Raw genomic sequence first — 11854 nt, 5'->3', positions numbered from 1 at the left:
ACAGGTTCCGAAGCACCCACGTCCAGTCCGAGACTGCGTCCCGGACCAATCAGTCCTGCCCAGCATCAGCCGGCAAGACTATTCGAAGAAATCTTGGTCACCCCTTGACGAAAACCATAGGGGCACCTCCCCCGAACGAACACGGAAACTCAGCGCCGCCTTCGACTCTCCGGGCCGACGGCCCGGGCGAATGGAAGCGGCAAGTCCGCCCCGGCGATTGTAATTGTGATACCAGCCCTGACAGTCGGCAAACGCGGGAGCGGTGAACCAGGCGATGCACAGCCCGAGCGGCTCGACCACATCAGCCTCCTCGGCGAAGGCAAGCGAGCGAACAGTCGAATGCAATCCGTCGGCGCCGATGACATAATCGAAGCGCTGACGCCGCCCAGAGAGGAAGACCACGTCGACGCCTTCGGCGTCCTGGGACAGTTCGACGATCGAGTCGTCGAAAAGGCAGTCGACTCCATCCACGCTCGCCTGAAGCAGCTCGACGAGGTCGCCGCGGAGGATCTCGATCTCAGAGACGAAGCCCTCGCCCCCGAAGGCATCGGCCGCCATGGAGGCCCTGATCCTGCCGTGCTCGTCGACCCAGGCAATGCCCTCCTGATCGAGGCTGCGCATGCGCGCCTCGTCGAGCAGTCCCATTCGTTCGATCACGGTTCGACCCGCCCCGCGCAGGTCGACCGCCTGACCACCGCTGCGCGGCGCCTCGGCGATCTCGACGATCGTCACCGTGAAACCATATCTGCGCAGCCAGTACGCGCATGTCAGGCCTGCGATGCTGCACCCGGAGATGAGGATGTGTCTGCTCTTCATGGTCGATGACCCTAGGAACAGGGCGGCAGCGAGGGCAATAATGTACTAGTGCACTGACGGTCACGTCGGCTCGCAGCAGGCCTCCGACCGCCGCACGATCAGTGGTGTTCTAGTACGGAAGGACGATCGACATGGTGTCCGCGGCCGATATCGCAGCCGAACTGCGGGAGTCGATCCTCAGCGGGGATCTGACCGCAGGTGATCGGCTTCCTTCGGCGCGCGAAATCACGCGCACCTGGAATGTCGCAATCGCCACAGCCAGCAGAGCCCACGCACTGCTGCGCGCAGAGGGACTCGCCCACTCGGAGCCCGGAGTCGCGACCATCGTCACCAGCGGCCTCCCGATCGATGGAAGATCAGCGCAGCAGACGGCCGGAGCACGCGGTCGACATTCGCCTCCCGAGATCACCCGCACCAAGACAATCGCCGTGAATCGGATCGTTGCAGCAGGCATCGCAGTCGCCGACGCCGAAGGTTTGGACGCCGTGACCATCCGTCGTGTGGCGCATGCTCTGCAGACGGTGCCGAAGTCCCTGTACCGACACGTGTCGGATCGTCAGGAGTTCGAGCGGCGCATGATCGATGCCGCTCTGGGAGGGTGGCATCCGGGCCGATGGAGTCCGTCATGGCGAGAGCGGCTCACGGCCGGCCACCGTGAACTCTGGCGGATCTTCCGGGCGCATCCCTGGCTGGCGCAGGTCGTCTCCGTGACCCGCCCCCAGCTGGTTCCCGCCGCGCTGAGCTTCGCCGAATGGGCGCTCGAGACCCTCAGACAGGCAGGGATGGCCCCCGAAGAAGCGTTCGAGGCTCACATCGTCCTGTTCACCCAGATACGCGGCATTGCGATCCTGCTCGAACCCGAGATCGACGCCGAATCAGAGACAGGGATCGACGCGGACGCCTGGATCGATGCCCGCAGGAACGACCTCGTCGCTCACATCTCCGACGGCCGACACCCAGCTCTCTCCGCTCTGGCCGACTCGGGCTACGAGCTCGATGTGGATCTCCTCTTCGAACGGAGCCTGTCTCTGCTCATCGCGGGACTCGCAGACCGCATCGGCCCGAGCCCCGACAAAGAAGTCGGGCTCGCAGCGCAGAAACAGTCACCCCGCGAATGGAGGCGCTAGGAGTCGGCGGAAGTCTCGCCGCTGCCGTTGAGCAGCAGGAAACGATCGACGAGACGCACCGCCAGGTCGTCGGTCAACGGCTCGGAGCTCAGAAGCTTCGCCGCGTAGATCGGAAGCAGCACGATCTCGACGAGATCACGCTCGGACAACCGCATCTGCCAGCCGCGACCAGCCGCTTGGGTGAGCAGATCGGCGAGCGAATCGAGGCGGGGCCTGACGACCTCGGCCGGGATGACGCCGCCCCTCTGGGCCGCTCGCATGAGACCTGCGATGAAGGGCGAGTGTCCGGGCGGATAGGACTCGAGCGCCTCAATGACCCTACGGGCCCATTCGAGGAGCGCCTGCCGGAGGTCTCCCGACACCGGGGGAAGTGGACTCGATTCCTCGAGCTGCTCGAACGCGAGATCGGCGAGCAGCCCGGAGACTCCGCCCCACCGTCGGTGCAGCGTCGAACGATTCACCCCTGAACGACGGGCGACCTCGGCGGTGGTGATCTCTTCGGCCGATTGCTCATCGAGGAGCTCGGCGACCGCTCGCAGCGCCGCGGCGCGCACCCGCGCACTGCGGCCGCCCGTTCTCTCCGTCACTGAATCTGCCTGCATCTTTTCAGGCTAACACGACGTGTGTTGCATTAGAGAATGCCGCTCTCTAACCTTAACACATCACCTGTTGCATTAGACTTTTGGAGTGCGAATGATGAACACCGATGCCCCGACACCGAGGCGGTGGTGGATGCTGGGAGTGCTGATCCTCGGCCTCGTAGTCGTCCAGATGGATACCACGATCCTGGGAGTGGCCGTGCAGCGCCTGTCCCAGCCGGCACCAGCCGGATTGGGGTTGAGCCAGGGAGAGCTGCTGTGGTCGATCAACGCCTACACGCTGGTGATGGCCGGAATGATGCTCACGGCAGGCATGCTCGCCGACCGGCTCGGACGTCGACGAGTGCTGCTCGCCGGGATGGCGCTCTTCGGCATGGCTTCGTTGTGGTGCGCATTTTCAGTGAACGGCCCGATGCTCATCGGCGGCCGCACGGTGCTCGGTTTGGCCGCCGCGCTCATCACGCCGACGACACTGGCGGTCATCTCCCACACCTTCAGCTCCGAGGAGCGCCCGAAGGCCATCGGCATCTGGTCGGGCGGAATCGGGATTGCGGTGGCATTGGGCCCGATCGTCGGCGGCCTGCTGCTCGACCATCTGCGGTGGGGATCGATCTTCCTGATCAATGTGCCCCTGGTGGTCATCGCCGTGATCGCTATGGCCGCACTCGTGCCCGAGTCGCGCAATCCGCGACCGGGCAGAGTGGATGTCCCCGGGATCCTTCTGTCCATGGCGGGGATGGGTCTGCTCGTCGCCGGAATCATCCGCGGCGGAGATACGGGCGAGTGGGCAAGCAGCCAGGTCTGGCTGCCTGCCCTCGGCGGCGGCATCGCTCTCGCCACGTTCATCATGTGGGAGCGACGCGCCCCGTCACCCCTGATCGAAGTCGGCTGGTTCCGCATGAGGGCGTTCTCCGGATCGATCGCAGTCATGACCCTGGCGTTCTTCTCGATGCTCGGAACCACCTTCGTCATCGCGTTCTACCTCCTCAGCCTCCGACACCTCAGCGTGATCGCCACCGGCCTGCTCATGCTTCCCCTCGCCGCCGCTCAGCTCGCCTTCTCCTCCCAGACGCCGAGGCTCGCCCAGAAGTACGGTCCGCGTTGCACCAGCGCATTCGGCATGCTCGCCCTGGCATCGGCACTGCTGCTCTTCTCAAGCCTCGGTGTCGACAGCTCGCTGTGGAAGGTCGGTACCGCCCTGTTCCTCATCGGCGTGGGGATCGCCTTCATCATGCCCTCGGCCTCATCGACGATCATGGCCTCCGTGCCCCGGCAGCGAGCGGGATCGGCCTCGGCAACCAGCAACACCTTCCGGCAGATCGGCGGCGCTCTGGGCACGGCCGTGCTCGGGGCGATCCTCACGAGCGTCTACCGCTCGCAGATCACGGGCCACCTCGGCGACCTGCCTGCACAGCTGCGCGAGACTGCGGCGTCGTCGATCCAAGCGACTCAGGCCGTTCTCAGCACGGCAGGTTCCAGCGTCTCCGACCCGGCGACGATCATCGCCGCCTCGGATGCCGCATTCGTCTCGGGCCTCCACGTGTGCGCTCTGCTCGGGGCGTGCATCGCCTTGGCAGGGGCGGCGATCACTCGACTTGCGTTGCCCTCCCGCGCAGACTCACGCTGACAGGCCTCCGGTGTGCCAAGACTCTTTCCGACGCGGTCCGGCCCCAGTGATCGGGTCAATCGACGAGGCGTCTCTTGGTGAGACTCGCGTGCAGCGCAGGTGCGACGAAGTAGACGATCTCCTGGCGGCTCATGCTGACAATGGGCTCGATTCGATAGACATAGCGGGTGACGAAGACTCCAGCGATGGTCGCTGCGGCGCCGCTGGCCCAGCCTCGCGCATTCTCACCGCCGATCAGTGCAACCAGCCGCTCGAACAGCTGAGTCTCGATGTAGCTGCGTGACGCCGTGGTGCCGGCGGATGCGGAGTTCTCGTCCGCGTCGGAGAGGAGCCGGCGCAGTCGAGTCTGAGTCGTCGGAGCGTCCCAATAGACGATTGCGGCATTGAGGAGTCGACGGGCGAAGTCGTCGTCCGTCCTCGTGCTGGCCCCTGAGCCGGGCCCCGAGTCGACGACCGAGTCGAATACTGCGCCCGGGCTGATGACCAAGTCCAGTACGGCGTTGAAAAGCCCTTCCTTCCCGCCGAAATGGTAATTCACCATCGCATGGTCGACACCGGCCTCGGCAGCGATGCTGCGCGCCGAAACGGCACGGTACCCATGCGCGAGGAACTGCCGCCTGCCTGCATCGATCAGCCGGTCGCTAGTATCAGACACACCGCGGGGACGTCCTCGTCGCTTATTCACCACACTTGCCATTGTGCCTGCGTCCTCATCACGATCGCCACATGGCCGACGATGAGAATGCTCAGCAGAGAACAATCACCACTGATGCCTGCGTGGTCGGCGGTGGGCCCGCCGGACTCATGACAGGTGTGCTGCTGGCGCGTGCAGGAGTGGATGTCACCGTCATCGAGAAGCACGACGACTTCCTCCGCGATTTCCGCGGAGACACAATCCACCCTTCGACACTGGAGGTGCTGCACGAACTCGGCTGGGTCGACGAGTTCCTCTCCCTGCCCCACACCAGAATGGACTCCGTCGAGGTCGCGTTCGGAAACGATCGCGTCACCGTCGCCGATTTCTCTCATCTGCCGGTCCGGCATCGGTTCATCGCCTTCGTCCCGCAGTGGGACTTTCTCGCGTTCCTGCTGGAGAAAGGCAAGCTCTATCCCCACTTCACCTTCCTCCCCGAGGCCACCGCACTCAAGCTGATCACCCAGGGGCACCGTGTTCGCGGAATCCTCGGCCACCGCAGGGGGCAGTCCCTGCGCGTACTCTCCCGACTGGTCATCGGCGCCGACGGCCGTCGCGGCTTCACCAAGCGGGGATCCGGGCTGCCCGGCCACGACATCGGAGCACCCATCGACGTGCTCTGGTTCCGGCTACCCCGCTCGGAAGGCGAACGTCTCCCCCTCTTCACCGGCGGACAGGGTTCGCTGATCTCCATCAACCGCGGCGAGTACTGGCAGCTCGCCTATGCCATCCCGCCCGGCACCGGAGACGTCATTCGCGCCGATGGTCCGACGGCGCTGCAGCGGCGAGTGGCACACCTGCAACCCGGTTTTCGCAACAGGCTCCTCGGCCTCGATGATTGGGGCAAGGTGCAGGAACTCAAAGTCTCTGTGGATCGCCTCCGGAAGTGGCACCGACCGGGACTGCTCTGCATCGGCGATGCGGCACATGCGATGTCACCCGCCGGAGGAGTCGGCATCAACCTTGCGATCCAGGATGCCGTGGCCACAGCGAACCTGCTCGCCCCGGTACTGCGCACACGGACTCCGCACGAAGGTGAACTCGACGCCGTCCAGCGCCGTCGGTCCCTGCCGACTCGGATCACGCAGGCATTCCAAACGCGGATCCTCAGCGGCCTCTACGCCAGCTCCGTGGCGAAACGGGGCGCTGCCACGCTGCCTCTCCCGCTGAGGCTCCTGCGGCGTATTCCGCGATTGAGACATCTGACCGGTCGCCTCATCGGCTTGGGCGTGCGGCCGGAACACCCGAGGACACCTCCGATTTGAGGGCACTGACCAGCTTGGATATCCTGAAACTGGAAGGAACCGACCGGGACGACCCGGTCGCTGGATAGTCACGATGAGGACGGCCTCAGAGACAGGGAGACTCTCTTATGTCCGCCGCCCTCCGCACCATCATCACGCCGATCGCGATCGTTCGGCTCATCCTCGGCTGGGGCGCATTCCTCGCCCTGCAGCTGCTCGGTTCCCTGCTCACTCCTCCGGTGCCCATGCCGGTGCTCGTCACCGCGCTCATCGTCATCATCGCGGTCATCCTCATCTGTGCCTTCGGTGTCGTCACCGAGGCCGAACATCTCGCGACCCGCCTCGGCGATCCCTATGGCTCGCTCGTGCTGACGATTTCGATCTGCCTCATCGAGGTCATCCTCATCGCCGCCGTCCTGCTCGGCCCCGGCGATCACGCCACGATCGCCCGCGATTCGGTGATGGCGGTGTCGATGATCATCCTCGCAGCCGTGGTCGGCCTGTGCCTGCTCATCGGTGGGCTGCGCCACGGAGCCATGGAGCACAACCGCACGGGCGTCTCGTCCTACCTCGTGATGATCGTCGTCTTCGCCGCCCTCGCCTTCGCCGTGCCCGCCCTCATCGGCACGCCCGACGGCGCCTATGAGATCTGGCAGGAGATCCCGATCATCGTCGTCACCGTCGGCGCCTACGTCTTCTTCCTCTACCGGCAGATGGGACCGCAGGCCCACGAATTCACCGAGGTGGTCCCCGTCGGTGCAGCCTCGGCGGGTGCCTCATCGACTGCAGGAACGACGCACTCCTCCCCCACCGAGGCGGCGGGTCTTGGTGAGTCAAGCCGACCCGAGGCGGCCGACCAGGTTGAGAACGAGCTTCAGGGAATCGTCGAGATCCTCTCGACCCACCGATTGGAGATCATCATTCGGCTGGTCCTCCTCGTCGCCACGGTGTTGCCGATTGTCCTGCTCTCCCACGATATGGCCACGCTGCTCGATGACGGCCTGGGCCGCCTCGGCGCTCCAGTGGCGCTGTCCGGAGTGGTCATTGCGATGATCGTGTTCCTGCCCGAGACGCTCACCTCTCTGCGGGCGGCCTGGAACGGGGAGATCCAGCGCGTGAGCAACCTCTGCCACGGCGCACAGGTGTCGACGGTGGGGCTGACGATCCCGACGGTGCTCGTCATCGGAATGCTCACCGATCAGCAGATCGTACTCGCCGAATCCCCGATCAATCTGGCGCTGCTGGCGATCACACTGCTGGTCACGATCATAGCGTTCGCGGGCAGGCGGGTCACCGCCATTCACGGAGCCGCGCTGCTCATCGTCTTCGCGGTCTACGGGCTCGCACTGTTCTCATGAGCCGGGCCCACGACAGTCGGTGAGAGCTGAACGCACACGGGTAAGGTGGATTTCGAACGTTCAATCAGCCTCTGGTTGTGTCCCCTCGAAGGAGTACCTATGAATAACGACGCCGCCTCACAGCCCAACAGTGCGGCACTGCCCGATGTCTCTTTGCAGGGTTCGAGCCGGTTCGTTGCGGCCACCGGCCTCGTCGTCGAGGAGGTCACGGCCACCTCGGTGCGGGGACATGCGGATCTTGATGAGAACCACCACACTCCGTGGGGCGTCGTCCACGGCGGCGTCTACACCAGCATCGTCGAAAGCGCCGGCAGCATCGGTGCGAGCCATGCTGTAGCCGATCGCGGCGAGTTCGCCGTCGGTGTCCACAATGCCACCGACTTCCTCCGCCCCAGCCAGGGCGCTCGGGTCGCCGTCGAAGCCACCGCCCTCTACCAGGGACGGACGCAGCAGCTGTGGGAGGTCATCATCACGGATGCGGCGACGGGCAAACAGCTCTCGCGCGGTCAGCTCCGTCTGCAGAACGTGCCGCTGCCGAAGCAGGACAGCTGATGTGACGCTGCCCGCCTCAGACCAGCGCGACGCGCTTGTGCGCAACACGGGCCAACCGCTCCAGCATTCCTGTGCCGGGCATGACAGCTCCATTTTCGATTCGGGCGATGGCCGCCTGGGTTGTGTGCATTCGCTTGGCCAGTTCAGCCTGAGTCAGCCCGAGCTCCATCCGCTCGTCGTAGAACAGCTGAGAAATGCGAATGCCGGCGTCGATCTCCTCATAGCCAACTTCATATTCGGTGCGCTCTTTTTCGGACATCCGACCGAGCCGTTCCGCACGCATCTGCTCCAAAGTCTTCATGCTGCGAATAATACTCGCTCCTCCACAGAGCCGTCGTCCCAGAAGACTTCAGCTCCCCGCCATCTCCCGCAACGCGTTCTTGCGGATCTTGCCCGTCGACGTCGTCGGCAGCGCGTCGACGAATTCGATGCCGGCCGGTGCCTTATACGAGGCGATGCGGGTCTTGACGAAGGCGATGAGTTCGTCCGCGTCGAGGCTCGCTCCTTCTCTCAGCACCACGTAGGCCAACGGTCGCTGTCCCCACTTCTCGTCGGGCATTCCGACGACGGCCGCCTCGGCGACGGATTCGTGGGCGACGATCGCCTGCTCGACCTCGATGGTGGAGATGTTCTCTCCGCCGGAGATGACGATGTCCTTGGCCCGGTCGAGGATCTGGACATAGCCGTCGGGGTGCATGACGGCGAGGTCGCCGGTGTGGAACCAGCCGCCGCGGAAGGCCACCTCGGTGTCCTCGGGAGAATTGAGATACCCCTTCATCACGTTGTTGCCGCGCATGACGATCTCGCCCATCGTCGCTCCGTCACGGGGTACGTCGGCGAGCACATCATCGTCGCGGAGCTCGACGACGCGCATGCGATCAGCGCTGATCATGCCGATCCCCTGCCGTGATTTCAGGGCCGCGCGTTCCTCGACGGGCAGGCCGGTCCATTCGGGCTGCGGTTCGCACGAGGAGTACGGGCCGTAGGATTCGGTGAGCCCGTAGACGTGGATGACCTCGATTCCCAGTCCCTCCAGGAGAGCGATCGTCGTCGGTGACGGCGGGGCTCCGGCCGTGGTGATCGACAGCTCGCCGTCCATGGAATGGGCTTCCTTGGCACCGGCGATGGTGTTGAGCACGACCGGTGCGCCGGCCATGCGCGTGACCTGCTCGTCGTCGATGAGCCGCCAGGCCTCGGGTCCGCGCACGGCCCGGATGCACACGTGTGTGCCCGACACTGCGGTCAGCGCCCAGGTCGTACACCAGCCGTTGCAGTGGAACATCGGCAGCGTCCACAGGTAGCGGGTCAGCGGTGCGAAGTCCTGCGTGATGACCTCGCCGAGCGAGTTCAGGTATGCCCCGCGGTGGGTGTACATCACGCCCTTGGGTCGGCCCGTGGTGCCCGAGGTGTAGTTGACCGTGATCGTCGCGGTCTCGTCTGCGACCTCATAGGCCCGGGGTGATTCCGGCGCCGAGGCGGTCCAGTCGGCATACGCTTCCAGGCTGAGTTCCGCGGCGCTGACGTCACCGGGGGTGCCGTCTTCGTCGGGGTGGACGACGATGGTTTCGACTGCGTTCGCTGCACCGGCGTCGATGACCGGCTGGAGGAGGCCGGCGTCGCCGAAGAGGAACTTCACTTCGCTGTGTCCGAGGATGTATTCGACCTCGGGCGGGGCCAGGCGGGTGTTGAGCATGACGAGCACCCCGCCGGCCAGAGGGACGGCGTAGTGGGCGATGAGCGCCTCGGCGCTGTTCGGGGCGAGCACGGCGACGGTGTCGCCCTCCTTGAGGCCGCGGCGGACCAAGCCTTCGGCGAGGTTCTGCACGGTCTCGGCCATGTCTCGGTAGGTGAAGCGGCGGGGCCCGTCGACGATCGCCTCGCGATCGGGGTGAGCTTCGAGCGAGCGCTCGAGGAAGCGCAGCGGGGTCAGGGCGGTATCCAATCCGGACATGGTGGGGCTCCTCATCGTCGGTGACCAGGGTCGGTGTTCGCGGTGGGCTCGCCGTGGTCGAACATCGGGTCTGCGCTTAGATTACCTACCGGTTTTGTGAGCCAACACACCCACCCCGCCGAGGCGGCTATTCGCAGCCGACTCCATCGCCGTCCCGGTCGAGGTGGGACCCATATCCGGGGTCGCCGCGGTGGACGGGGGCGGCGCCGGCTTCGCGGGCGGCAGTGCAGTTTTCGAAGGATGTCGATGAGTTCGACGATCCGCTCGATGACGAGCCTGAACCTGACGCTCCGGTGCCCGACGGCGAGCTGTCCGAGGATCCTGAGCTCGAGGACTTCTGTTTCGCTGGGCGGGTCTCTTCTTTCGTGGTGACGTTGTCACCGTCGCCGGGGCCGGGCCAGTCGACATCCTCGGTGAAGGCGGGCTGGTCCTCGCAGGTGTCGAGGACGCGCTCCATGGCGGTCTTCTCCGGCGGGACCACCCACAGCTCGTATTTGTGTTTCACGGCGATCTGTCGGGCGACGTATTCGCAGCGGTAGGACTTGTTCGGAGGCAGCCAAGTCGCGGCATCAGCGTCGCCCTTCTGCCGGTTGAGGCTCGAGCTCACGGCGAGCAGGTTGAGGGGGTCGTTGCCGAATTCCTTCAGCGTCTCCTCGTCGAACTGTGCGGCACCGGTCTGCCAGGCATTCGATCGGGCGACGACGTGGTCGATGTCGACGGCATTCGCGCCGCGATCGAAGTCATAGGTCTCGCCCTTGTACGAGTCGGCGATCGTGCCGGCCAGGACGATGCATCCCTGCGTACCCGCCTTGAGCGTGATGTCCGTGAGATCGCGGCGGAGCACATCGTTGCGGGTGTCGCAGCCGTTGTGGTCGGTGTCCGAACGCCATTTGAACAGGTCACCGTCGTAGCCGGTCTTCGGTGCCCGGCCCTTGACCGCAAGTTCGTCCAACATCGCCGAGGCGGTGCCGGGCGTCGAACTGCCTGCTCGACCTTCGTCCCCGTCCTGGCCGTCGTCGTCGTCATCGGGTGTCGTCGGCGCAGCGGAATCGCTGGTCGGTTCCGGGGCCTCCCGACTGGGCTTGGGGTCGGCCGTGCTGGATGAGGCGGTGTCGACGGTCGGTTCGGTCGCCTCGGCGCATCCGGAGAGAAGGCCGAGAGTGAGGACTGCCGCGAGTGCCGCATGGGCGCGGCGTGGGGAAGAGAGCATGGGCATGGACTTTCGCAAGGTGCGGGCTCGCCGGTGGGGCGAGATCGTTCAGACGTGGACGTGGACCGAGCCGACACGAATGCCGCTGCTCGATCCACTTCGATCAGTGTAGAGCGGGCGGAGTGTCGATGGCGCACGATAGGCCAGAACGTATCCCATTCGTTAGATGACCGGAGAATCTCTCTGTAGAGCGCTGCCGAACGAGCGAATTCCGGGCGTAGGCTGACGACTACACGCATAATCTCGACCGCCGGAAGGCTGTGACACTCAATGAGCGAGGACCCCAACGTCGAGGCGCTGCGCCAAGACGATTCCAACTGGAAACTGGGCCTCTTCTACGCATCGATGCGAGACCACGCTCCGCTGATTCCCAAACGCTATGGGTGGGGCTGGACCATCAACTTCGGTAGTCCTTGGACGTGGCTGGTCGGAGTTATTCTCGCAATCGTGATCGTCTGGGGCGTGTTCTCCTAAAGGCTGGTCTTTCACGCATCAGTGCGGGCACAGCGCACGACCTGACTCCTGCCTACAGCCCCTTCTGCCGGCCACTGGGGTGTCATGATTTGAGTAGACAGCAGAACCCGATGAAAGGAAACTGCTGCACATGACTACCAACCAATCCCCGCGGCGGCCCCGCAGAGAGTTCACCTCGGAGTTCAAGGCCGACGCCGTCGCG

Annotated in this window: 12 protein-coding genes; 6 read left to right on the top strand and 6 right to left on the bottom strand. The window is 65.0% G+C overall.

Features of this window, described 5'->3' with window-relative positions:
* Positions 1-78: 78 nt before the first annotated feature.
* Positions 79-816, bottom strand: a complete 738-nt coding sequence (locus tag ACPUD7_RS17395; RefSeq protein WP_425120607.1) for an FAD-dependent monooxygenase — start codon at positions 814-816, stop codon at positions 79-81.
* Positions 817-947: 131 nt separating this feature from the next.
* Here ACPUD7_RS17395 and ACPUD7_RS17390 point away from each other — a divergent pair, with 131 nt between their 5' ends.
* On the top strand, positions 948-1943 hold the full coding sequence (locus tag ACPUD7_RS17390) for a TetR/AcrR family transcriptional regulator C-terminal domain-containing protein (protein ID WP_425120606.1): 996 nt from the start codon (positions 948-950) through the stop codon (positions 1941-1943).
* On the opposite strand, the gene ACPUD7_RS17385 is transcribed toward ACPUD7_RS17390, so the two are convergent.
* A complete protein-coding gene (locus tag ACPUD7_RS17385; RefSeq protein WP_167854391.1) occupies positions 1940-2530 on the bottom strand; it encodes a TetR-like C-terminal domain-containing protein in 591 nt (196 codons plus the stop codon). The genes ACPUD7_RS17390 and ACPUD7_RS17385 overlap by 4 nt on opposite strands.
* 106 nt (positions 2531-2636) lie before the next feature.
* Between ACPUD7_RS17385 and ACPUD7_RS17380 the strand changes: the two genes are divergently transcribed.
* Positions 2637-4169: a DHA2 family efflux MFS transporter permease subunit gene (locus ACPUD7_RS17380; RefSeq protein ID WP_425120605.1), complete on the top strand. Its 1533-nt coding sequence runs from the start codon at positions 2637-2639 to the stop codon at positions 4167-4169.
* A gap of 55 nt (positions 4170-4224) precedes the next feature.
* Here ACPUD7_RS17380 and ACPUD7_RS17375 read toward each other — a convergent pair whose 3' ends face one another.
* Positions 4225-4824 (bottom strand): TetR/AcrR family transcriptional regulator, encoded by a 600-nt coding sequence (locus ACPUD7_RS17375; protein ID WP_167854392.1) that lies wholly within the window; start codon positions 4822-4824, stop codon positions 4225-4227.
* A gap of 71 nt (positions 4825-4895) precedes the next feature.
* Here ACPUD7_RS17375 and ACPUD7_RS17370 point away from each other — a divergent pair, with 71 nt between their 5' ends.
* The 3 genes from ACPUD7_RS17370 to ACPUD7_RS17360 all read left to right on the top strand — a co-directional run bounded on the left by ACPUD7_RS17370 (position 4896) and on the right by ACPUD7_RS17360 (position 8017).
* Positions 4896-6128, top strand: coding sequence for an FAD-dependent oxidoreductase (locus ACPUD7_RS17370; RefSeq protein ID WP_135539001.1), 1233 nt, complete (start codon positions 4896-4898; stop codon positions 6126-6128).
* 107 nt (positions 6129-6235) lie between these two features.
* Positions 6236-7465 carry a calcium:proton antiporter gene (locus tag ACPUD7_RS17365; protein WP_135539003.1) on the top strand — a complete coding sequence of 410 codons (1230 nt, stop codon included), beginning with the start codon at positions 6236-6238 and terminating at the stop codon, positions 7463-7465.
* A gap of 99 nt (positions 7466-7564) precedes the next feature.
* Entirely contained in the window at positions 7565-8017 is a 453-nt protein-coding gene (locus ACPUD7_RS17360; protein ID WP_135539005.1) for a PaaI family thioesterase, read from the top strand.
* Between the two features lie 16 nt (positions 8018-8033).
* Here ACPUD7_RS17360 and ACPUD7_RS17355 read toward each other — a convergent pair whose 3' ends face one another.
* The 3 genes from ACPUD7_RS17355 to ACPUD7_RS17345 form a co-directional block, all read right to left on the bottom strand.
* Entirely contained in the window at positions 8034-8318 is a 285-nt protein-coding gene (locus tag ACPUD7_RS17355) for a helix-turn-helix domain-containing protein (RefSeq protein WP_135539006.1), read from the bottom strand.
* A gap of 48 nt (positions 8319-8366) precedes the next feature.
* Positions 8367-9968, bottom strand: a complete 1602-nt coding sequence (locus tag ACPUD7_RS17350) for an AMP-binding protein (RefSeq protein WP_135539008.1) — start codon at positions 9966-9968, stop codon at positions 8367-8369.
* A 127-nt stretch (positions 9969-10095) separates the two neighbouring features.
* Positions 10096-11178, bottom strand: a complete 1083-nt coding sequence (locus ACPUD7_RS17345; RefSeq protein ID WP_135539010.1) for a GmrSD restriction endonuclease domain-containing protein — start codon at positions 11176-11178, stop codon at positions 10096-10098.
* Positions 11179-11448: 270 nt separating this feature from the next.
* Here ACPUD7_RS17345 and ACPUD7_RS17340 point away from each other — a divergent pair, with 270 nt between their 5' ends.
* A complete protein-coding gene (locus ACPUD7_RS17340; RefSeq protein ID WP_135539012.1) occupies positions 11449-11652 on the top strand; it encodes a DUF5808 domain-containing protein in 204 nt (67 codons plus the stop codon).
* The last annotated feature ends 202 nt before the right edge of the window (positions 11653-11854 follow it).

This window comes from Brevibacterium sp. FAM 24630 (genome assembly GCF_049804075.1).
GTDB lineage: Bacteria > Actinomycetota > Actinomycetes > Actinomycetales > Brevibacteriaceae > Brevibacterium.
This window is presented reverse-complemented; position numbering and strand designations above follow the sequence as displayed.

Bases quoted from the DNA above. Each gene is read 5' to 3' on its own strand.
- ACPUD7_RS17350 (WP_135539008.1), bottom strand. From the start codon at position 9,968: ATGTCCGGATTGGATACCGCCCTGACCCCGCTGCGCTTCCTCGAGCGC.
- ACPUD7_RS17355 (WP_135539006.1), bottom strand. From the start codon at position 8,318: ATGAAGACTTTGGAGCAGATGCGTGCGGAACGGCTCGGTCGGATGTCC.
- ACPUD7_RS17395 (WP_425120607.1), bottom strand. From the start codon at position 816: ATGAAGAGCAGACACATCCTCATCTCCGGGTGCAGCATCGCAGGCCTG.
- ACPUD7_RS17390 (WP_425120606.1), top strand. From the start codon at position 948: ATGGTGTCCGCGGCCGATATCGCAGCCGAACTGCGGGAGTCGATCCTC.
- ACPUD7_RS17365 (WP_135539003.1), top strand. From the start codon at position 6,236: ATGTCCGCCGCCCTCCGCACCATCATCACGCCGATCGCGATCGTTCGG.
- ACPUD7_RS17345 (WP_135539010.1), bottom strand. From the start codon at position 11,178: ATGCTCTCTTCCCCACGCCGCGCCCATGCGGCACTCGCGGCAGTCCTC.
- ACPUD7_RS17380 (WP_425120605.1), top strand. From the start codon at position 2,637: ATGATGAACACCGATGCCCCGACACCGAGGCGGTGGTGGATGCTGGGA.
- ACPUD7_RS17360 (WP_135539005.1), top strand. From the start codon at position 7,565: ATGAATAACGACGCCGCCTCACAGCCCAACAGTGCGGCACTGCCCGAT.
- ACPUD7_RS17370 (WP_135539001.1), top strand. From the start codon at position 4,896: ATGGCCGACGATGAGAATGCTCAGCAGAGAACAATCACCACTGATGCC.
- ACPUD7_RS17340 (WP_135539012.1), top strand. From the start codon at position 11,449: ATGAGCGAGGACCCCAACGTCGAGGCGCTGCGCCAAGACGATTCCAAC.